Here is a 19428-nt window from a genome sequence, read left to right as displayed (position 1 = left end):
CCCACGGAGGATGATCCTGGTCGCCCGCCTACGCGACGCTGGCGGTCGGCCAGGTGCCGTCCTCGACCAGCCCGTGGGTCACCCGGACGATCTCGGTGGCGGCGACCTCGGCCGCGGGTGGGATGCGGCCGGCTCGGGGCAACGCCAGGACGATCGTGCGGGAGATCGCGGGGTCGGCGATCGGGCCGCCCCGCAGCCGCCCGGCTGCCACGTCTTCGGCGACGCCCGCCGCGGGCAGGACGCTCCAGCCGGTGCCGGCGGCCACCAGCTTTTTCTGCACCGGCATCGAGTTGGTTTGGCACGCGATCGTGGGCGCCGTGCCGAGTGCTTCGTCCACGAGGGTGCGCAGGCCGTGTCCCGTGACCGGCAGGACCAGCGGGTTCTCGCACACCCGGTCCCAGGTGAGCGCTTCGCGGCCGAGTTCCGCGCCCGGGGGAGCGATCGCCCACAACGCCTCGCGCAGCAACGGGGTGATCGCGATCGACGGCGTCGAGTTCACGTTGTACAGCAGGCTCATGTCCACCTCGCCGTCGTCGAGCCACTGCCGCAGGTGACCGGAAAACGCGCTCAGGATCCGCACCTCGATGCCCGGGTGCCGGCGTCCCAGCACCTCCACCAGCGGCGCGGCCACGAGTTCGACGGTGCTCTCCAGCAGCCCGATCGTCACGATGCCGCGCACGTGCTCGCGGTCCGGGCGGATCTCGGCGCGGGCCCGGTCCAGTTCGAGCAACGCGCGTCTCGCGCGCTCGGCGAGGACCTCGCCCGCCGGGGTGAGGGTCATGCCCTGGCGGCTGCGCTCGAAGAGCGGCACTCCGACCTCGTCCTCGAGAGCGCGGATGTACCGGCTGACCGCGGGCTGCACGACGTGGAGCAGGCGCGCCGCCTTGGTGGCGCTCCCGGTGTCGCCGACGGTCACCAAGGCCAAGAGCTGCTTGAGTTCCACCCGTCCTCCTGCCGGTATGCCGGACGCGTCTAGGGATATCACGAATCGGTATTTCTCTCGACTCGTCATGACGGGTCAGGATGACAACCATGTACGAACTCAGCGCAGACGAGACCGCGATCGTCGACGTCGTCCGCGAGTGGGTCGACCGCGAGGTCGAGCCCGTGGTGCGAGAACTCGAGCACGCCGACACCTACCCCGAAGCCCTGATCGAGCAGATGAAGCGCATGGGCATCTTCGGGCTCGCCATCCCGGAGCCGTGGAACGACGCCGGCGTGTCCACCCCGTGCTACGCCGCGGTGACCGAAGAACTCGCCCGCGGGTGGATGAGCCTCGCCGGCGCCATGGGCGGGCACAGCGTCGTCGCCAAGCTCCTGCTCCACTACGGAACCCGGGCGCAGCAGGACCACTACCTGCCGAAGCTGGCCACCGGGGAGATCCGGGCGACCATGGCGCTGACCGAACCCGGCGGCGGGTCCGACCTGCAGGCCATCCGGACCGTGGCGCGCAAGGACGGGGACAGCTACGTCGTCAACGGCTCCAAGACCTGGATCACCAACGCCCGCCGCGCCCGGCTGGTGGCGCTGTTGTGCGTCACCGACCGCGACGCCGAGCCGAAGCACCGCGGGATCAGCATCCTGCTGGTCGAAAAGGGGCCCGGGTTCGAGGTGTCCCGCGACCTGCCGAAGCTCGGCTACAAGGGCGTCGAAAGCTGCGAGCTGTCCTTCACCGACTTCCGCGTACCCCGCGGCTCGCTGCTGGGCACCGTCGAAGGCGAGGGTTTCGCGCAGATGATGCGCGGGCTCGAAATCGGCCGCATCCAGGTGGCGGCACGAGCGCTCGGCGTCGGCGCCGCCGCCCTCGCCCGCTCGATCCGCTACAGCCAGGAGCGCGAAAGCTTCGGGCAGCCGATCTGGCAGCACCAGTCGATCGGCAACCACCTCGCCGACATGGCGACCGGGCTGACCGCGGCCCGGCAGCTCGTCCAGTACGCCGCCCGCCGGTACGACTCCGGCGAGCGCGCGGACATGGAGGCCGGGATGGCGAAGCTGTTCGCCTCGGAGACGGCCATGAAGATCGCGCTCGACGCGGTGCGGATCCACGGCGGCTACGGCTATTCGACGGAGTTCGACGTCGAGCGGTACTTCCGCGACGCGCCGCTGATGATCGTCGGCGAGGGCACCAACGAGATCCAGCGGACCGTCATCGCGCGGCAGCTCATCAAGCGCAACCCGGTCCGATGAGGCCCGAAGCCACCTGGCTCTTCGTGCCCGGCAACGTTCCCCGCCGCTTCGCCAAGGCGGCCGCCGCGGGCGCGGACGCCGTCGTCATCGACCTCGAAGACGCGGTGCGCCCCGAGGACAAGGACACCGCCCGCGCCGAGACGCTCCGCTGGCTGACCGGCGGCGGCCAGGCCTGGGTTCGCCTCAACGCCGCCGGGACGCCGTGGTCCGACGCGGACATCGACGCCGTCGCCGGCGCGTCCGGGCTGCTCGGCGTGCTCGTGCCCAAGGCCGAGGACCCGGCGGCCTTGGCCGCGTTGTCGGCGCGGCTCGGCACGGACACCGCGGTGGTCGCGCTGGTCGAGACCGCGGCCGGACTGCACCGCGTGCACGACGTCGCCGCCGCGCCCGGGGTGACCCGGCTGGCGTTCGGTGCGCTCGACCTGGCCGCCGACCTCGGGGCCGACGACACCGCCGAAGCGATGCTGTTCGCGCGAAGCACGATCGTGCTCGCTTCCCGGGTGGCCGGCTTGCCGCCGCCGATCGACGGCGTCACGACGGTCATCGACGACGCCGACGCCGTGACCACGGCGGCTCGTTACGCCCGCAGCGTCGGCTTCCGCGGCAAGCTTTGCATCCACCCGGCCCAGATCGGGCCCGCGGCACGGGGTCTGACCCCCGGCGCGGACGAAATCGCGTGGGCCCGCGAAGTGCTCCAGGCGGCCGGAGGTTCGGCGGGCGCGGTCACCGGTCCCGACGGGCGAATGATCGACAAACCGGTGCTCGACCGGGCCCACGCGATTCTCCGGCCCTGAAGTGCCGCTCACGAAAGGCTTTCCATGCTCCCACTCGAAGGCACCACCGTCGTCGCGCTGGAACAGGCGGTCGCCGCTCCCTTCGCGACCCGGCAGCTCGCCGACCTCGGCGCCCGCGTCATCAAGGTCGAACGCCCCGGTGCCGGGGACTTCGCCCGCGGCTACGACCGGACGGTCCACGGCGACTCCAGCTACTTCGTCTGGCTCAACCGCGGCAAGCAGTCGATCGAGCTGGACATCAAGGACCCGGCCGACCGCCGGGTGCTCGACGCGATGATCGCGGCCGCCGACGTGGTCGTCCAGAACCTCGCGCCGGGCGCGGTGGGCCGCCTCGGCTTCGACGCCGCGACCCTGCGGGCGGCCCGTCCCGGCCTCGTCCACTGCTCGATCTCGGGCTACGGACCCGGCGGCCCGTACGCGGGGAAGAAGGCTTACGACCTGCTGATCCAGTGCGAGGCCGGGCTCGTCGCCGCCACCGGCACGCCGGAGCAGCCGAGCAAGGCCGGGATCTCGATCGCGGACATCGCGACGGGCATGTACGCCTACTCGGGCATCCTCACCGCGCTGCTGCGCCGGGCCACCACGGGCGTCGGCGCCACCGTCGAGGTCGCCATGCTCGACGCGCTGGGGGAGTGGATGGTGCAACCGGCGTATAACGCGGTCTACGGCGGTGCGGAGACCCGCCGGACCGGGGCGAAGCACGCGTCGATCGCTCCCTACGGTCCCTATCGGACCGGAGACGGCAACCAGGTTTTCCTGGCCGTCCAAAGCGACCGCGAATGGGTTCGGCTGTGCCGGGAGGTGCTCCGGCGCCCGGAGCTGGCCGACGACCCGCGGCTCGCCCGCAACCCGGAACGCGTCGCCCACGACCACCTGATCGGGCCGCTGATCGAGTCGGCGTTCGCCGCGTTCGACGCCGACGGGGTCGTCGCACTGCTCGGCGAGGCCGGTATCGCGTGCGCCCGCCTGCGCCGTCCGGCTGAGCTCCTCGACCATCCGCAGCTCGCCGCCCGTGATCGCTGGCAGCAGGTCCGCGCCCCTGGTGGCATCGTCCGGGCCTTGCTGCCGCCGGTCGACATCGACGAAGTCGAGCCGGTGCTGGGCCCGGTGCCCCGGCTCGGCGAGCACAACGACGCCCTCCGCGCCGAATTCGGGTCCCGGCTCGAGGAGGTCACCCCGTGACCGAGCACACCGAAGTGCTGCAACCGGAGCCGGCCGTGGCCCTCGCCCGGCTCCTCGGCGTCGACCTGCCGGACCTGGAGACCGACGGGCTGCCGCCGCTGTGGCACTGGGTCTACCTGCTCGACCGGCCGCACCAGGCCGAGCTCGGGCCGGACGGCCATCCCGTGCGCGGGGTCGTCCCGGCGCCGGGACGCCGGCGCATGGCGGCCGGGGGCCGGGTCACCCGCACCGGGCCGCTGGTCGTCGGCCGGCCCGCGACCCGGCACACCGCAGTCGTGTCGACGACGGACAAGGCGGGCCGTTCGGGCCCGCTGACCTTCGTCGTCGTCCGGCACACCATCAGCCAGGACGGCGTGGTGAAGGTCGTCGAGGAGCAGGACATCGTCTACCGCGCTGCCGCGTCCACGCCTGTGTCGGCGTCGGCGGCCACTCCGGTGCCGCTCGAAGCGGGCGAGCGGGAGTTCCCGGTCGACCCGACCGTCCTGTTCCGGTTCTCGGCGTTGACCTACAACGCCCACCGCATCCATTACGACCGCGACTACGCCCGGGACGTCGAGGGTTACCCGGGGCTGGTCGTCCACGGCCCGCTGCAGGCACTGGCCATGGCGGAAACCGTCCGCGCAACCGGGGTGACGCCCGCCGCGATCGGCTACCGCGTCGTCGCGCCGCTGTTCGACCACCAAGGTCTGGTGGTGCGCGCCACCGGCGGCGGGGTTTCCGTGCGCGACCACAGTGGCCGGATCACCGCCACCGGCCAGGTCGAAACGCTCACTGGAGAAAGGAAAACACGATGAAGGCCGCGATCGTCCGGCAAGCCGGGGTCGTCGAGATCGACGACGTGCCGCGTCCCCCGATCGGCGAGGGGGACGTGCTGGTCCGCATCCGGGCCGCCGGGCTCAACCGCGCCGACGTGCTCGTCCGGGACGGGAAGTTCGCCGAACAACCGCCGTTCCCGATCATCCTCGGTGTCGAAGGCGCCGGAGACGTCGTGGCGGCCGGCGGCGCGGTCACGAACGTCGAGGTGGGGCAACGCGTGGTCGTGCTGCCCATGCTGGGCTGTGGCGTGTGCGACGCGTGCCGGTCCGATGTGGACAGCCGGTGCCGCGAGCTGAAGTTCCTCGGCGAACACACCGACGGCACGTACGCCGAGTACCTCGCCGTCCCGGCTCGCAATGCCATTCCGGCGCCGGAGTCCCTGACCTACGCCGAGCTGGCGGCGAGCCTGCTCGCGTACTTGACGGCCTGGCACATGCTGGTGACCCGCGGCGACCTGCAGCCCGATGAGACCGCGCTGGTCGTCGGCGCCGGGAGCGGCGTGGGCACCGCCGCGGTGCAGCTGGCCGCGGCTCTCGGCGCGCGGGTCATCGCCACCACCGGAACCGAAGACAAGCGAGACCTGCTGCGGGAAATCGGCGCCGACGAGGTCGTGAACTACCGGCAGGTGCCCGAGTTCGGCGCCGCGGTCCGCTCGCTGACGGACGAGCGGGGCGTCGACCTCGTCCACAACTCGGCGGGTGGGGCGACCATCCAGGAGTCGATTGGGGCGCTGCGCCCCGGTGGACGGCTGATCGGCATGGGCTCGCACTCCGGTCCGCACGCCGACATCGGCCTGTACAGCCTCTACCGCCACGAGATCGACTTCCGCGGAGCCCACGCCGGGGACCTCCGCGAAGTTCCCGACGTCCTCGCCTGGCTCGCCGCCGGGAAGGTGCGCCCCGTGATCGACTCGGTGTTCCCCATGGCCGACCTGGCCCGGGCTCACGAACGGCTGGTGAGCCCGGACCGCTTCGGCAAGGTCGTGCTGACGGTCGACTGACCTTCAGTCGATGGCCTTGTCCTTCGTCTCGGGCATGGTGAGGTAGACGACCAGGCCGATCGCGGCGGCGATCGCGCAGTACAGCCACACCCACGACCCGAGCCCGTGGGTGGTCAGCCACGTCGTGAGGTACGGGACGGTGCCGCCGAACACCGCGACCGACAACGCGTAGGGGAGGCCGATGCCGGTCGCCCGTACCTCCGGCGGGAACTGCTCCGCCATGACGGCCGCGACGTTGGCCGAGTAGCCGAGCAGCAGGACCAGCCCGGCGACCTGGACGAGCAGCAGCAACCGGAAATCGCCGTTCAGCAGCCGGAAGGCGGGCCACGCGAGCAGCAGGAACCCGCCGGCGAACGCCACCAGGGTCGGCTTGCGGCCGACCCGGTCGGACAGCATCCCGGCGAACGGCAGCAGGACCACGAACGTGCCGAGCCCGATCACGTTGGCCAGCAACGCCTGGTTGAGCGGGATGTGCGTGGACACGGCCGCGTAGGTGGGCAGGTAGGTCAGCCACATGTTGTAGAGCACGACGCCGGCGATGTTCAGCCCGAAGACGCGCAACGCCGCCCTCGGGTGCGCCCGGAGCATCGTCACCAGGGCGTTGCGCCGGTCGCCGCGAACGTGGCGGAACGAAGCCGTTTCCTCCAGCGAGCGGCGCAGCCAGAGACCGATGAGCCCGAACAGCGAGGCGACCACGAACGCCAGGCGCCAGCCCCAGCTGTCCACCGCCTGCCGGGGCAGCGCCGACGTGACGATCGCGCCCATACCCGAAGCGATGAGAATGCCGACACCCACCGACACCTGCTGCCACGAGCCGGCGAACGCCCGGCGGCCGGGGCCGGCGGACTCCACGAGGAAGGCCGACGCCGAACCGAATTCGCCCCCGGCGGCGAAGCCCTGCGCCATGCGGGCCAGCACCAGGATGACGGGCGCCGCGAGGCCGACCTGGGCGTAGGACGGCGAGACGCCGATGACGAACGTCGCCGCGGCCATCAGGCCGATCGTGAGCACGAGGCCCTTCTTGCGGCCGTGCCGGTCGGCGTAGGCACCCATGATCGCGGCGCCGATGGGCCGCACGACGAAACCGACGGCGAAGATGGCCAAAGTGGACAGCAGGGCTGCGCTGTCGTTGCCCGGCGGGAAGAAGTGGTGCGCGAAGACGGAAGAGAACGTCGTGTACACCGCCCAGTCGATGAACTCGACGGCGTTGCCGATGCTGCCGGCGACGAGCGCCCGGCGGCCGGCCCGCCCGGTCGCTTCGGCTGCCGTGCCGAGCCGAGTGGCTTCCATGGTCGTTCTCCCTCAGTTTCCGGGGGCCATCAGCCGGGCCCGGATCGGTGCGGACCGTGCGACGTCCGCGATCGTGAGCGCCATCGCCAGGCCGCCATCGCGGACGAACAGGTCGCCTTCCACGCTGCCGGCCGCGGCCGCGAAGGCGGCGGTGTGGTTCCCGTCCTCCGCCGGGAGGTCGAACGACAGCATCGGGTGCAGCGCGGGGATCACCTGCGAGACGTTCCCCATGTCGGTCGAGCCGAAGAGCTTGTCCGGGTAGTCCGGGAACGTGCGACCCAAGGCCTTCGCGTGGGCCTCGAACAGCGTGGCCAGGTCCGGGTCGTGGCGGAACTCGCGGTACAGCGACGGCTGGGTCGTGAAGTCCACTGTGGTCCCGGCCGCGAGCGCGCCGGCTTCGAAGCACCGGCGGACCCGCGCCCACACCTCGTCGACTTCGGTGATGGTGTCGCAGCGGATCATGCACTCGGCCACGACCCGGTCGGGGATGACGTTGACGGCCGAACCGGCTTCTTGCACCACGCAATGGACCCGGACCCCGTCGCGCAGTTGCTGCCGCAGCAGTCCGATGGCGGTCTGCGCGACCACCACCGCGTCGGCGGCGTTCAGCGCGTTCCACGGGCGCGACGCGTGACCGCCGCGGCCGGTGTACTCGATCCGCCACGACCGCGAAGCCCGGAACTGGGGGCTGACGACGTCCTTCAGCGACGGGTGCACCATCATGGCCGCGTGCGTCCCGGCGAAGACACCGCGGTTGACCATGATCTCCTTGCCGGTGCCGCGTTCCTCCGCCGGCGTGCCGAACACCTTGAGCGTCAGCCCCAGCTCGTCGGCGAACGGCGCCAGCGCCAGGGCCGCGCCCACGGCCGCCGCGGCGATCGTGTTGTGCCCGCAGCCGTGCCCGATCCCGGGGAGCGCGTCCATTTCGGCGCAGATGCCGAACACCAGCTCGCCGGAACCCACCGAGGCCACGAACGCCGTGGGCAGGTCCGCAACGCCCTTCTCGACGGCGAATCCGTGCCGAGCCAGGACGTCGGTGATCGCGGCGGAGGTCCGGTGCTCCTCGAAGGCCAGCTCGGGGTCGGCGTTGATCGCGTGTGACAGCGCCAAGACGTCGTCGAGGTGCGTCGCGAAAGTGCTTCCGATTTCGGTCATCGCCACACCTCGCCGAGCAGCCGCAGGATGTTGCCGCCGAGCACGGCGGTGATCTCGTCGTCGCGGTACCCGTGCTCGACGAGCCAGCCGGCGATGTTGCGGAAGTTCTCGGTCGGGTTTTCGAGCCCGTCGACGTGGCTGACGCGCTCCCACTCGAGGTCTCCCGCGTCGAACACGGTGGACGAGCCGATCACGTCGGAGATGGCCTTCTGGAAGGCGGCGTGGTCGCCGTAGAGCGTGTCCGGGCCGAACGCGACGTGCTCGATGCCCATCACCTCGACGGCGTGGGTGAAGTGGTCCATCACCGAGTCGATGGACTGCGCCCGGTGGTCGTAGGACACGGTCGTGTGCGGCGCCGCTTCGATGCCCAGGACGCCGCCGCGCTCCGCGCAGGCCTTGAGGACTTCGTCCGGTTTCATCCGGGCGATGGGCCAGACCGCCCGCGCGCCGGCGTGCGTGATCGCGATGGGCTTGGCCGACGCCTCGATCGCGTCCAGGCTCGTGCGGTCGCTCGCGTGGGAGACGTCGACGAGCATGCCCACGGCGTTCATGCGCTCGACCGCGCGCCTGCCGAAGGCGGTCAGGCCGCCGTCGCGCTGCTCCTTCTGGCCGCTGCCGAGCGTGTTGGCCTCCGCGTAGACCAGGCCCATCTGCCGGATGCCGAGTCCGTAGAGGACGTCGATGCGGTCCAGCTCGTTCTCGATCATCCCGGCGGACTCGGTGCCCATGACGAAGGCGACGTGCCCGTCCCGCTGGGCGCCGAGGATGTCTCCGACGGTGCGGGCGACGACGACGCCGTCCTGGTGGGCGAGATCGGCGAGCCGCAGGCCGAGCGTCGTGATCAGGTCGTCCCACTTCCAGCCCGCCCGGCGGGTGCTGCCGATGACGCCGAACCAGTTGTCGAAGACCGCGGTCAGGCCGGCCCGGCGGAGCTCGGCGAACGCGGTGAACTCGTGCTTGGCGCGCAGGAAACCGGGTGCGTCCGCGAAGTCGGCCGGGAGCAGCTGCGGGTGGTCGTGGAAGCTGATGGTGACGTTGTCCGCGAGCAGGCGGTCGATCCGGTCGTCGTCCGAACCGGCGGTGAAGCGGCTTCGGCGGGTACTCGGATCGGCCAGTTCGACGGCGGGGAAGTCGACCCCGCGCCGGAGGTAGGGGAATGATTCGTAGTCGTCGGGTTTGGCGGCGGGGCTGTACATCGAGACGCTCCTGGGTGGTCGGTGGCTAGGCGGTGACAGCGCGCCGGACGGTGCCGTCGTCGTCCACGACGATCGCCGGGTCCAGGTCCCTGGACACCGCGGCGACCTGCGCGAGGATCGACGCGGCGACGTCCGGCCGGGGGAGGACCGGCTGGCTGTCCGGGTCCAGTTCGATCGGATCGAGGCGGAGGGTGGGCCCGCCGGCGCCGCCCAGCCCGACGCGGAACACGGCGCTCTCGAACCACGGGCCGCGCACCAGGGCGGGCTGGTAGGGAGCCGCCGGGTGGGCGTCTTCCTTCGGCGCCATCGCTTCGGCGTTCCAGCCGTCGCACCAGTCGAAGACGAAGTTGCCGGTCGAGTACAGGATCAGCCCGTTCCGGTGGAACTCCACCGGGTGCAGGCAGTGCGGGTGGTGCCCGATGACGAGGTCGGCGCCCGCGTCGATCAACCGCCGGGCCAGGGGCCGCTGGTACTCGGCCAGTGGGCCCTGCGCCGCGGGCAGGTAGCAGTGCGGAACGCCCCAGTGCAGTGCGACGGCGACGAAGTCGTTGTGCTGCTTCGCTTCCCGGACCAGGGCTTCGGCCGCCCGCACGTCGGGCTCGTGGGCGTCGGAGTGGACGAACGGCGGCGTGCCCGGCGTCTCGTCCAGGAAGCCGCTGTCGTACTCGAAGGACTGACGCACCCGGATGGCGCCGATGCCCGCGCGGTCCGCGGTCGCGTCGAAACCGCGCGGTAGCGCACAGCAGAAGCTGAAGAACGCCAGGCTTTCGCCGCCGGCCGAGACGACCCGGGCGCGCGTCGCTTCGGCACGCGTCTCGCCGAAGCCGGCGTGGGCGACTCCCGCGGCGTCCAGCGCGCGGACGGTGTCACGCATCCCGTCGGCGCCGTAGTCCAGCGCGTGGTTCATCGCCAGGGACACCAGGTCGAACCCGAGGGCCGCCAGTTCGGCGGCGCCCGACGTCGGGGCCCGCATGGCGACCAGCTTTTCCGCGCGCTGCCCGCGTCCGGTGAGCGGGACTTCGAGGTTGCCGATCGTCAGGTCGCCGCCGCGCAGCAGGCCGAACGCCGACGCGCCGGGGTCCGCACCACCGGGGCGGCGCGGCCACCCCGAGAGCACGACATCGCCCACGACAGTCAGATCCATGCGAACTCCGTTCCGTATTGTGGCACGCTGTGCCGCACAGTAGACCGACGCGGACGGCGTTGTAAAGAAGCGCTGTGCCGGGATGAGGTACGGCAGTGCGTCCAGTGGTACGGTCGTGGCCTCATGGGCACCCCAGGCGACGGCGGCGAACCGGACAAGCCGAACAGCAGCATCCGGTCGATGAACAGCGTGCTGAGCACGCTTCGCGTCTTCGAAGAAGTCGCGGTGCGGCAGCCGATCGGCGTCTCGGAATTGGCCCGGGTCACAGGCATCCCGAAGAGCTCGGTCCAGCGCTGCCTGGTCACCCTCGAACAGGCCCGCTGGCTCCGGATCGTGGACCGGGAGCACGCGCGGTGGGGCGTCACGATGAAGGCGCTGGTGCTGGGTCTGCGCAGCGCGGGCGAGCAGGACCTGCGCGAAGTGGCGACGCCGGTCATCAAGGGGCTGGCCGCCGAGACCGGCGAGACGGTGCTCCTCGGCCTGCGCGACGGCGCCGAGTACCTCATCGTCGCGCGCGAAGACAGCACGCAGCTCGTCCGCGTCTTCATGGAGATCGGCACCCGGGTGCCACTCGGGGCGAGCTCGGGCGGTGTGGCGATCCTCGCCCGCCTCGAACCCGGCGAGGTCGGCGAACTCCTGCGGGCCGAGCCCCGGGAGTTCGAAGGCGCGCCGCTGCTCGGTCCTGAGGAGCTGCGCGAGGAGATCGCGCGGACCGCCGGGCGCGGCTACGCCGTCAACATGTCGTCGTGGTACCGCCCGCACGTCGCTTCCCTCGGCGCGGCGGTCACCAACGCGGCCGGACGACCCATCGCGGCGGTCACGCTGAGCATCCCGGAAATGCGGTACCAGCCCGCGCAGGAGGAGCAGCTGGCGAAGAAGGTCGTCGCGGCCGCGGACGAGATCAGCCGCCTGCTCGCGTCCCCGTGACGGCCTCCGCGCGCACGACGCCGGCGATGAGCGCGGCCGTCCCCTCCGGTGACTCCACCGGGAAGTGATGGCTGCCGAGGTCGACGAGCACCACGTCGGCCCGGCCCGCCAGCCGGTCGATGGCTTCCGGGGTGACCAGGTCGCGCACGCCGAACACGGTGACCGGCTGCCGGGCATCGGCGAGCGCCGCATCCATGTCCCAGGCGACCAGACCCTCGAACGCCCGGGTTCCCGCCGGCTGCCGCACCGCGGCCATCTTGGCGAAGTGCGCGTCCTTGAGCGCCGGGTCGGTACCCGGCGGCGAACCGGCCTCGACCATGGACCGGACCAGCCCGGCGAAGTCGTCCCGCAGCGGTCGAAGCAACCCTTCGGCTTCTTCGTCGCTCATGGCGCCGAAGAGGAAGAGGTAGTGCAGGGTGTCGAGCGCGACGATGTGCCGGACCCGCTCGGGACGCAGCCGGCCGGTCTCGACCGCCACCGCGCCGCCGAGTGAGTGCCCGGCGACGACGCCGTCGGTCACCCCTTCGGCGTCGAGGACCGCGGCGACGTCGCGCGCGAACTCCTCGATCGTCCAGGTGTCGCGCGCCGAGCGCGATTCGCCGTGCTCGGCGAGGTCGACCGCGAGCACGCGGAACTCGTCCGGCAGGAACCGGGTCAGCGCGTCGAAGTCCGTCCGGTTGCACGCCCAGCCGTGGACGAAGACGACCGTGGGGCCCTCGTCCGGTCCGCTGAGCGAGTACCGGATGGACGTGTCGTCGGGTCGGTGGACTTCGCGGCTTTCCGCCACCCGGTTCGTCGCCATGCCTGCTCCTCGTGCCACTATGCGATACGACGTATCGTCGAGTAGCATGACGGTAAGCGCGCCGTGGGGGCCTGTCAATCGCCGAGTGAAGGAGCCGCGGGATGCCGCCGACCCTGTTCAGCCCGATCGAGATCCGCGGGGTGCGCCTGCCGAACCGGGTGGTCGTCTCGCCGATGTGGCAGTACTCCGGAGTGGACGGTCGCCCGACCCCGACGCACACCGTCCACTACGGACGACTCGCCGAAGGCGGCGCGGGGCTGGTCATCCAGGAGGGCACGACGGTGGACCGGCGTGGCCGCGGCACCGTGGGGGACCTCGGTCTCTGGGAGGACAGCGCGGTTCCGCTCCACGCGCAGCTCGTGGAGGTCGTCAAAGCCGGTGGTGCGGTGCCGGGCATCCAGCTCATCCACGCCGGCCGCAAGGGGCGCCGGAACCCGCCGTGGCTCCCCGGCACGCCACCGCCGTCCGCGGACTGGCCGCGGCTCGCGCCCAGCGCGGTCCCCATGGGACTCGACGGGGCCGAGGCCCCCGTCGAGATGACGTTGCGCGACATCCAAGACACCGTGACGGCTTTCGCGGACGCCGCTCGGCGGGCGGACGACGCGGGGTACGAGGTGCTCGAACTGCAGGCGGCCCACGGCTACCTGATCCACAGCTTCCTCTCGCCGCTGGCCAACCGGCGCACCGACCACTACGGCGGGTCGACGGAGAACCGGTTCCGGTTCCTCGTCGAGATCGTCGACCGCATCCGGACGGTCTGGCCGGACGGCAAGGCGCTGTTCGTCCGCCTTTCGTGCGTCGATGTCGAGTGGACGATCGACCGGACCGTCGAGCTGGTCGGGCAGTTGCGGACCCACGGCGTCGACGTCATCGACTGCAGCTCCGGAGGGATCACCGGGCTGCCGTACCCGGGCCTGCGAACCGGCTACGGCTACCAGGTGCCCTACGCCCACCAGATCCGCGAGCGGACCGGAACTCCGACGATGGCCGTGGGACACATCGTCCGTGCCGCCCAGGCCCAGTCCATCATCGAGCACGGCCGGGCGGACCTGGTCGCGCTCGGCCGGGAGCTGCTCTACAACCCGAACTGGCCCCTGGACGCCGCGCGCAAACTGGGCGTCCCCGATCCGTACGCCCACGCCCCGGCGCGCATTTCGCACTGGCTGAGCAAGCGGGAGCAGAGCTTCCCGGGATTCGTGCCGTCCACCGGGGAGTGAGCTGCGCACCCGGGCCGGCCCGGGCCGCGCCTCGCGGGTGGTTCTGCCAGCCCTTGGTCTGGCCGTGCCCTTCCTGCGGTTCTCGGCGGACCGAGCCGCCGGGTCCCTCCAAGGCGCACGAAGTCGTCGAGCAGCACAGCGGTCGGGATCGCCGTGTTCCTCCGCTGCTAGCGTGCTGGGGTGAGCAACCCGCTGATCGCGCAGACCCAGGACTCGACGAAGGCCTACTCCGGCATCTCGCTCCTGGAGTCCGCCAACGACCTGAAGTCCGCGATCGAGAGCGGCGACTGGGCGTCGGTGGCGATGGGCGCGGTCGGCACGGCGCTCGACGCCCTGTCGATGGCCATGGACCCGTTCGGTGCGATCCTCGCCGCCGGTGTCAGCTGGTTGATGGAGCACGTCGGCCCGCTCAAGGAGGCACTCAACGGGCTCACCGGCAACGCCGACGAGATCCAGGCCCAGTCCGAGACCTGGGCCAACGTCGCCAAGGAACTCGGGAGCGTCTCCGCGGACCTGACCGACGCCATCAAAGCCGATCTGCAGTCGTGGTCCGGATCGGCCTCGGACGCCTACCGGCAGCGCGGGCAGGACGTGGCCACGACCCTGCAAGCGGCGCAGAAGGGCTGCGAAGGCGCCTCCAGCGGCGTCAAGACCGCCGGCGAGGTCGTGGCCGCGGTCCGCACGCTGGTGCGCGACATCATCTCCGAACTCGTCGGCCACCTGATCAGCTGGGCGCTGCAGGTCATCTTCACCCTCGGCATCGGCCTTACCTGGGTCGTCCCCCAGGTCGTCACCGCCGTCGCGAAGACCGCCTCGAAGATCACCGATCTGGTCACCAAGCTCGTCAAGGCGCTCAAGGCCCTGGTGCCGCTGCTGAAGAGGGCGGGAACGCTCTTCGAGGACGCGGGCAAGGCGCTCAAGAACATCAAGGTCGGCAAGGTCACCCCGCCGCCCAAGGCCGGCGACATCAACGGAACCCCGAAGGCGCCGCCGGTGAAGACCCCCGGCGGCGACGGTGGGGGCACGCCCAAGGACCACACCCCGCCACCGGCGGCCAAGGGCGGCGACGACACCACCCACACCTCCGGCGCCGGCGACGGCGGCGCCAAGGGCGGTGGCGGCAATCCACCGCCGAAGACCGACGAAGCGCCGCCCAAGGCCGACCCCGAACCGCCTCCGGCGCAGACCCCGAAGGGGCCGGGGAACGACAAGACGACCACCTCGGGCTCGGGAAGCTCCGGAGGCTCCGGCGGCGGCAAGAGCATCAAGGACAGCAACGCGAACCCGCACGAGAACGGCACCCCGCCGCCGGACCGGTCGGTGTGCGGCGACCCGATCGACGTGGCGACCGGGTGGATGCTGCTGACGCAGACGGACCTGGAGATCCCCGGCGCGTTGCCGCTGGAGGTGTCGCGCACGCACATCTCGTCCTACCGCGCGGGCCGCTGGTTCGGCCCGTCGTGGGCCTCCACCGTGGACCAGCGGCTCGAGGTCGAGGCCGACGGCGTGCACGTCGCCCTCGCCGACGGGAGCCTCCAGAGCTACCCCGTGCCGGTGACCTCCCCGGTGCTGCCGGTGGCGGGCCCGGCCCGGCCGCTGCGGCGCGTCGAGGGCGGCTACCTGGTCGAGGACCCGCAGCAGCAGCACACGCTGTTCTTCGAGGAGTCCGCCGACGGCGGGTTCCCGCTGCGGACGATCTTCGACGGCGACGGCAACCGCATCGACGTGGTGCCCGGGGCGAACGGGGTGCCGGCGGAGCTGGTCCACTCCTCCGGCGACCGGGTGCTGTTCGACAGCGCGGGCGGCCGGATCACCGCGCTGCGGGCGGCCGACGGGACGGTCGTCGCGAGCTACTCCTACGACGCCCGCGGCCGGCTGGCCGGGGTCGTCGACGCCGCCGGCACCCCCACCCGCTTCACCTACGACGCCGACGGCCGGATCGTGCGCTGGGAAGACGTCAACGGCCGCTGGTACGGCTACGGCTTCGACGCGGCCGGCCGGGTCGTGCGGGCCCGCGGTACCGACGGCTACCTCGACTGCACGATCGACTACGATCGCGAGAACCTCGTCACGAGCGTCACCGACTCACTCGGCGCGGTGCGCCGCTTCCACCTCGACGACCGGCTCAGGGTGATCGCCGAGACCGACGCGCTGGGCCACACCACCAGCCTCGCCTACGACGAGCACGGCAGGCTGCTCACCCGGACCGACCCGCTGGGCCGCCAGGTCCGCTACGAGCGGGACCGGGCCGGCCGGGTCGTCGCGATCACCGCGCCGGACGGCACGCGGTCGCTGACCGAGTACAACGAGCAGGGCCGCCCGGTCGCCGCCACCGGCCCCGACGGCGCCACGTGGCGCTACGAGTACGACGAGCGCGGCAAGGTCACCGGGGTCGTCGACCCGCTCGGTGCCCGGACCTCCTACGGCTACGACGAGCGCGGCAACGTCGCCGTGGTCACCGACGCGCTCGGCGGCACCACCCGGATCGCCTCCGACGCGGCGGGCCGGCCGCTGACCGTCGAGGACGAGGACGGCGCCGTCACCCGCTACACCTACGACCTGCTCGGCCGCACCACGTCGGTGACCGACGAGCTGGGCGCCGTCACCCGGTTCGCGTGGGCGGCGGGCGACCAGCTCGCCGAACGGGTCGAGCCGGACGGCGCGACGTGGCGGTGGCGGGACTCCGCCGTCGGGAACACCGACGAGAGCACCGACGCGCGCGGCAACACCACCCGCACCGAGTACGCGCAGTTCGACCTGCCGGTGGCCGAAACCGGCCCGGACGGCTCGCGGCTCGCCTACGCCTACGACACCGAGCTGCGCCTGGTGTCGGTCACCAACGAGCAGGGCCTGGTCTGGCACTACCGCTACGACCCCGCCGGGAACCTCGCCGGCGAGACCGACTTCAACGGCCGCACCCTGCACTACCGCTACGACGCCGCCGGACAGCTGATCGGCCGGACGAACGGCGCGGGGGAGACCACGACGCTGGAGCGCGACGTGATGGGCCAGGTGGTCCGCCGCGTCACCGGCGACGACGTCGCGACCTTCGCCTACGACGGGGCCGGCCGCATGGTCTCCGCGCGCAACGCCGACGCCGAGGTCACCTTCGCCTACGACGCGCTGGGCCGCGTGGTCGCCGAGACGGTGGACGGGCGCGTGGTCCGCTCGGAGTACGACGAGCTCGGCCGGCGCCGCGCGCGCCACACGCCGTCGGGTGCGGTGTCGCGCTTCGAGTACGGACCGGCCGGCACGCTCGCCGCGCTGCACGTCGGGAACCGCTCGCTGCGCTTCGAGCACGACCTCGCCGGTCACGAGCGCATCCGCCGCTTCGGTGCCGCGGAACTGCGCCAGAGCTGGGCCCCGGGCGACCGGCTCGTGGCCCAGACGGTCGTCGCGGGCACGCGCACGACCCAGCACCGCGAGTACGGCTACCTCGCCGACGGTTACCTGGCTTCGGTGGCCGACGCGATCACCGGCCCCCGCACGCTCGAGGTGGACCACTCGGGCCGCGTCCAGGCCGTCGTGGGCCGCGGGTGGCAGGAGAACTACGTCTACCACCCGACCGGTGTCATCGCCCAGGCGCAGACGCCGGGAGCGCCGACGGCCGGGCCGCGCGAGTACCGCGGCACCCTGCTCACCGCGGCGGGCGCGGTCCGCTACGCCCACGACCCCGAAGGCCGCACCACCCTGCGCGGTGCCGGGCCGGCGGGCCCGCAGTGGCAGTTCCGCTGGAACGCCGAAAGCCGCCTGACCTCGGTGCTCACGCCCCGGGGCGAGCACTGGCGCTACCGCTACGACGCGCTGGGCCGCCGGGTCGCCAAGCAGCGCCTCACGCCGGACGGCCGGGTGGCCGAGCAGGTCCAGTTCGCCTGGGACGGGGACGCGCTCGCCGAACAGGTGCGCTCCGGACCCGGTCAGCCCCCGGTCGCCACCGTGTGGGAACGGGAGCCGGGTACCGGCCGCGCCCTCACCCAGACCGAACGCGTCCTCGGCGCGCCGGGCGAGCGGTTCCACACGATCGTCACCGACCTCGCCGGCACGCCGAGCGAGCTGCTGGAGGAATCCGGTGAGGTCGCGTGGCACCGACAGGCCACGCTCTGGTGCAAGGTCCTCGACGGACCCGGCCGCACCACCACACCGTTGCGGTTCCCCGGCCAGTACCACGACGCCGAAACCGGGCTGCACTACAACCTCAACCGCTACTACGACCCCGAGGTCGGCCGTTACCTGTCCCACGACCCACTGGGCCTCGACCCCGGCCCGGACTCGCAGGCCTACGTCCACAACCCGACCGCGCTGGCCGACCCGCTCGGCCTCGCTCCGACCATCACCCCGTGCGCGGCGAAGAAGAAGCAGCAGGCGGCCGCCTCCGGTTCCGCGAAGTCCAAGGTGAACAAGTCGAAGCAGCAGCTGGTCGGCACCGGCGGCGTGGGGCCGAGCAAGAAGCCCGCGAAGGTGAAGACCAAGCCGGACGGCAACCCCGCGAAGTCCGACGGCTCGTACGGCACGACGAAACACGAGCAGGCGCGCACCTGGGACAAGTACCAGAACGAGATCAAGAACGACTCGACCTGGAAAGACCCCGGCAAGATCGTCAGCGGCAAAACGCACGAATCGGAGCACCCGATCGGGTACAAGGCGATCGGCGGGGACGAGTTCCAGCGGGCGAACGCCCACGAAACCCAGATCCGTGACGGCGTCAAGGCCGGCGATCGCGGGCCGAAGACCGCGGACGAGGCCGCCAACATCAAGGACGCCCGGCGCATGGAAGACGACGCTCCCGCGTACCAGGAGTCGGCGCAGGCGCACCGCGACAACATCGGCACCGGCGTGCGCGGGGAAAAGGACGGCTCGGGGTTCAACGCCGACACCTACCGCGAATCCCTCGGCAACACGTTGCGGGAAGGCCGGCCGAGCGACGGCGTCCAGCTCAACCAGCTCACCTACGCCCACCAGCACAAGGACGGGGGCATGATCGACAACCCCGCCTACATCAGCGACAAGAAGACCCCCGGTGTGCCCCCGCGCATCCAGAACTGGGAGCCGAACCCGCACTACAAGAACGACATCGAGACTCCCGACGAGCCGAAGATGACCCACGCGGAGCAACCCGCTCCCGGACGGGACTCCTTCCGGCCCACCGCCGGGACGGTGCAGGGCAAGGTCGCCGACGACTCCTACCACCACATGGTGGACAAGATGGAGGGCAAGTCGGTCGAGTACAGCGACGGCACCGGCGGTGTCGGCAAGCCGGGCGGCACCACCCACACCCCGCCGGTCTCGCACGACGACGTCATCGAGATGCACACCGCGCGCGACGTCGTGCGGGACGGTGCCAATGTGTCCAAAGAGGACATGCCGATGTTCCTCCACGACAAGGAGATGGGCCACCGCCTCGGGCAGCCGACGGACGCGGACAAGCAGAAGTACTGGGGCGACGACGTCAAGGACGTCGACATGTCGGACCAGGCGGTGCGCGACCGGATCCAGGCCCAGCAGGAACGCATGCAGCAGATGGTCGGCCAGCAGCGCGCCGGCCGCGGGCCGGGCTGGACCGGCGACCCGGACGCCATGGAGCTGGACGGATGAGGCCATCCCGGCCGGCCTGACCAGCGCACGGCTCCGTCGTTGCCGACCGCCGGTACCGGACCGTCCCGCGGCGACCGGCTCGCCGCGCCGGCTCTCCCGCACCGATGACTTGCGGCACGTGATGAC

At 71.8% G+C, this 19428-nt stretch carries 14 protein-coding genes; 8 read left to right on the top strand and 6 right to left on the bottom strand.

Annotated elements, in window-relative coordinates; all coding sequences use genetic code 11:
* Positions 1–28: 28 nt before the first annotated feature.
* Positions 29–943: a LysR family transcriptional regulator gene (locus ABZX11_RS12400; RefSeq protein WP_354912570.1), complete on the bottom strand. Its 915-nt coding sequence runs from the start codon at positions 941–943 to the stop codon at positions 29–31.
* A gap of 89 nt (positions 944–1032) precedes the next feature.
* On the opposite strand from ABZX11_RS12400, the gene ABZX11_RS12395 reads away from it, so the two are divergent.
* The 5 genes from ABZX11_RS12395 to ABZX11_RS12375 are packed head-to-tail and all read left to right on the top strand — an operon-like array spanning position 1033 to position 5979.
* A complete protein-coding gene (locus tag ABZX11_RS12395) occupies positions 1033–2187 on the top strand; it encodes an acyl-CoA dehydrogenase family protein (protein ID WP_176170625.1) in 1155 nt (384 codons plus the stop codon).
* On the top strand, positions 2184–2981 hold the full coding sequence (locus ABZX11_RS12390; protein WP_354912567.1) for a CoA ester lyase: 798 nt from the start codon (positions 2184–2186) through the stop codon (positions 2979–2981). The genes ABZX11_RS12395 and ABZX11_RS12390 overlap by 4 nt, the downstream gene beginning before the upstream one ends.
* A 24-nt stretch (positions 2982–3005) precedes the next feature.
* On the top strand, positions 3006–4163 hold the full coding sequence (locus tag ABZX11_RS12385) for a CaiB/BaiF CoA-transferase family protein (RefSeq protein WP_354912565.1): 1158 nt from the start codon (positions 3006–3008) through the stop codon (positions 4161–4163).
* Positions 4160–4957 carry a MaoC family dehydratase N-terminal domain-containing protein gene (locus ABZX11_RS12380; protein ID WP_354912563.1) on the top strand — a complete coding sequence of 266 codons (798 nt, stop codon included), beginning with the start codon at positions 4160–4162 and terminating at the stop codon, positions 4955–4957. The genes ABZX11_RS12385 and ABZX11_RS12380 overlap by 4 nt, the downstream gene beginning before the upstream one ends.
* Positions 4954–5979, top strand: a complete 1026-nt coding sequence (locus ABZX11_RS12375) for a zinc-binding dehydrogenase (RefSeq protein ID WP_354912561.1) — start codon at positions 4954–4956, stop codon at positions 5977–5979. Before ABZX11_RS12380 ends, ABZX11_RS12375 begins: the two co-directional genes overlap by 4 nt.
* A gap of 3 nt (positions 5980–5982) precedes the next feature.
* Here the strand turns inward: ABZX11_RS12375 and ABZX11_RS12370 are convergent, their stop codons facing one another.
* Genes ABZX11_RS12370 through ABZX11_RS12355 form a run of 4 tightly spaced genes read right to left on the bottom strand, consistent with a single transcriptional unit; the run spans position 5983 to position 10764 of the window.
* Positions 5983–7269, bottom strand: coding sequence for an MFS transporter (locus tag ABZX11_RS12370; protein ID WP_354912559.1), 1287 nt, complete (start codon positions 7267–7269; stop codon positions 5983–5985).
* Positions 7270–7281: 12 nt separating this feature from the next.
* Positions 7282–8424 (bottom strand): M20 family metallopeptidase, encoded by a 1143-nt coding sequence (locus tag ABZX11_RS12365; RefSeq protein ID WP_354912557.1) that lies wholly within the window; start codon positions 8422–8424, stop codon positions 7282–7284.
* Positions 8421–9620: a membrane dipeptidase gene (locus tag ABZX11_RS12360; RefSeq protein ID WP_354912555.1), complete on the bottom strand. Its 1200-nt coding sequence runs from the start codon at positions 9618–9620 to the stop codon at positions 8421–8423. The genes ABZX11_RS12365 and ABZX11_RS12360 overlap by 4 nt, the downstream gene beginning before the upstream one ends.
* A gap of 25 nt (positions 9621–9645) precedes the next feature.
* Entirely contained in the window at positions 9646–10764 is a 1119-nt protein-coding gene (locus tag ABZX11_RS12355; RefSeq protein ID WP_354912553.1) for a CapA family protein, read from the bottom strand.
* A gap of 123 nt (positions 10765–10887) precedes the next feature.
* Here ABZX11_RS12355 and ABZX11_RS12350 point away from each other — a divergent pair, with 123 nt between their 5' ends.
* Positions 10888–11691, top strand: a complete 804-nt coding sequence (locus ABZX11_RS12350; protein ID WP_176170618.1) for an IclR family transcriptional regulator — start codon at positions 10888–10890, stop codon at positions 11689–11691.
* Here ABZX11_RS12350 and ABZX11_RS12345 read toward each other — a convergent pair.
* Positions 11666–12493 (bottom strand): alpha/beta hydrolase, encoded by an 828-nt coding sequence (locus tag ABZX11_RS12345; protein WP_354912550.1) that lies wholly within the window; start codon positions 12491–12493, stop codon positions 11666–11668. The genes ABZX11_RS12350 and ABZX11_RS12345 overlap by 26 nt on opposite strands.
* A gap of 101 nt (positions 12494–12594) precedes the next feature.
* On the opposite strand from ABZX11_RS12345, the gene ABZX11_RS12340 reads away from it, so the two are divergent.
* Both ABZX11_RS12340 and ABZX11_RS12335 read left to right on the top strand, forming a co-directional pair.
* A complete protein-coding gene (locus tag ABZX11_RS12340) occupies positions 12595–13710 on the top strand; it encodes a hypothetical protein (RefSeq protein ID WP_176170616.1) in 1116 nt (371 codons plus the stop codon).
* A gap of 180 nt (positions 13711–13890) precedes the next feature.
* Complete coding sequence (locus ABZX11_RS12335; RefSeq protein WP_354912548.1) at positions 13891–19302, top strand: DUF6531 domain-containing protein; 5412 nt, start codon at positions 13891–13893, stop codon at positions 19300–19302.
* Positions 19303–19428 lie beyond the last annotated feature (126 nt).

This window comes from Amycolatopsis sp. NPDC004169 (assembly GCF_040610315.1).
Taxonomy (GTDB): Bacteria; Actinomycetota; Actinomycetes; order Mycobacteriales; family Pseudonocardiaceae; genus Amycolatopsis.
Note: the sequence above shows the minus strand (reverse complement) of the source record. Positions and strands in the feature narration are given on the sequence as shown.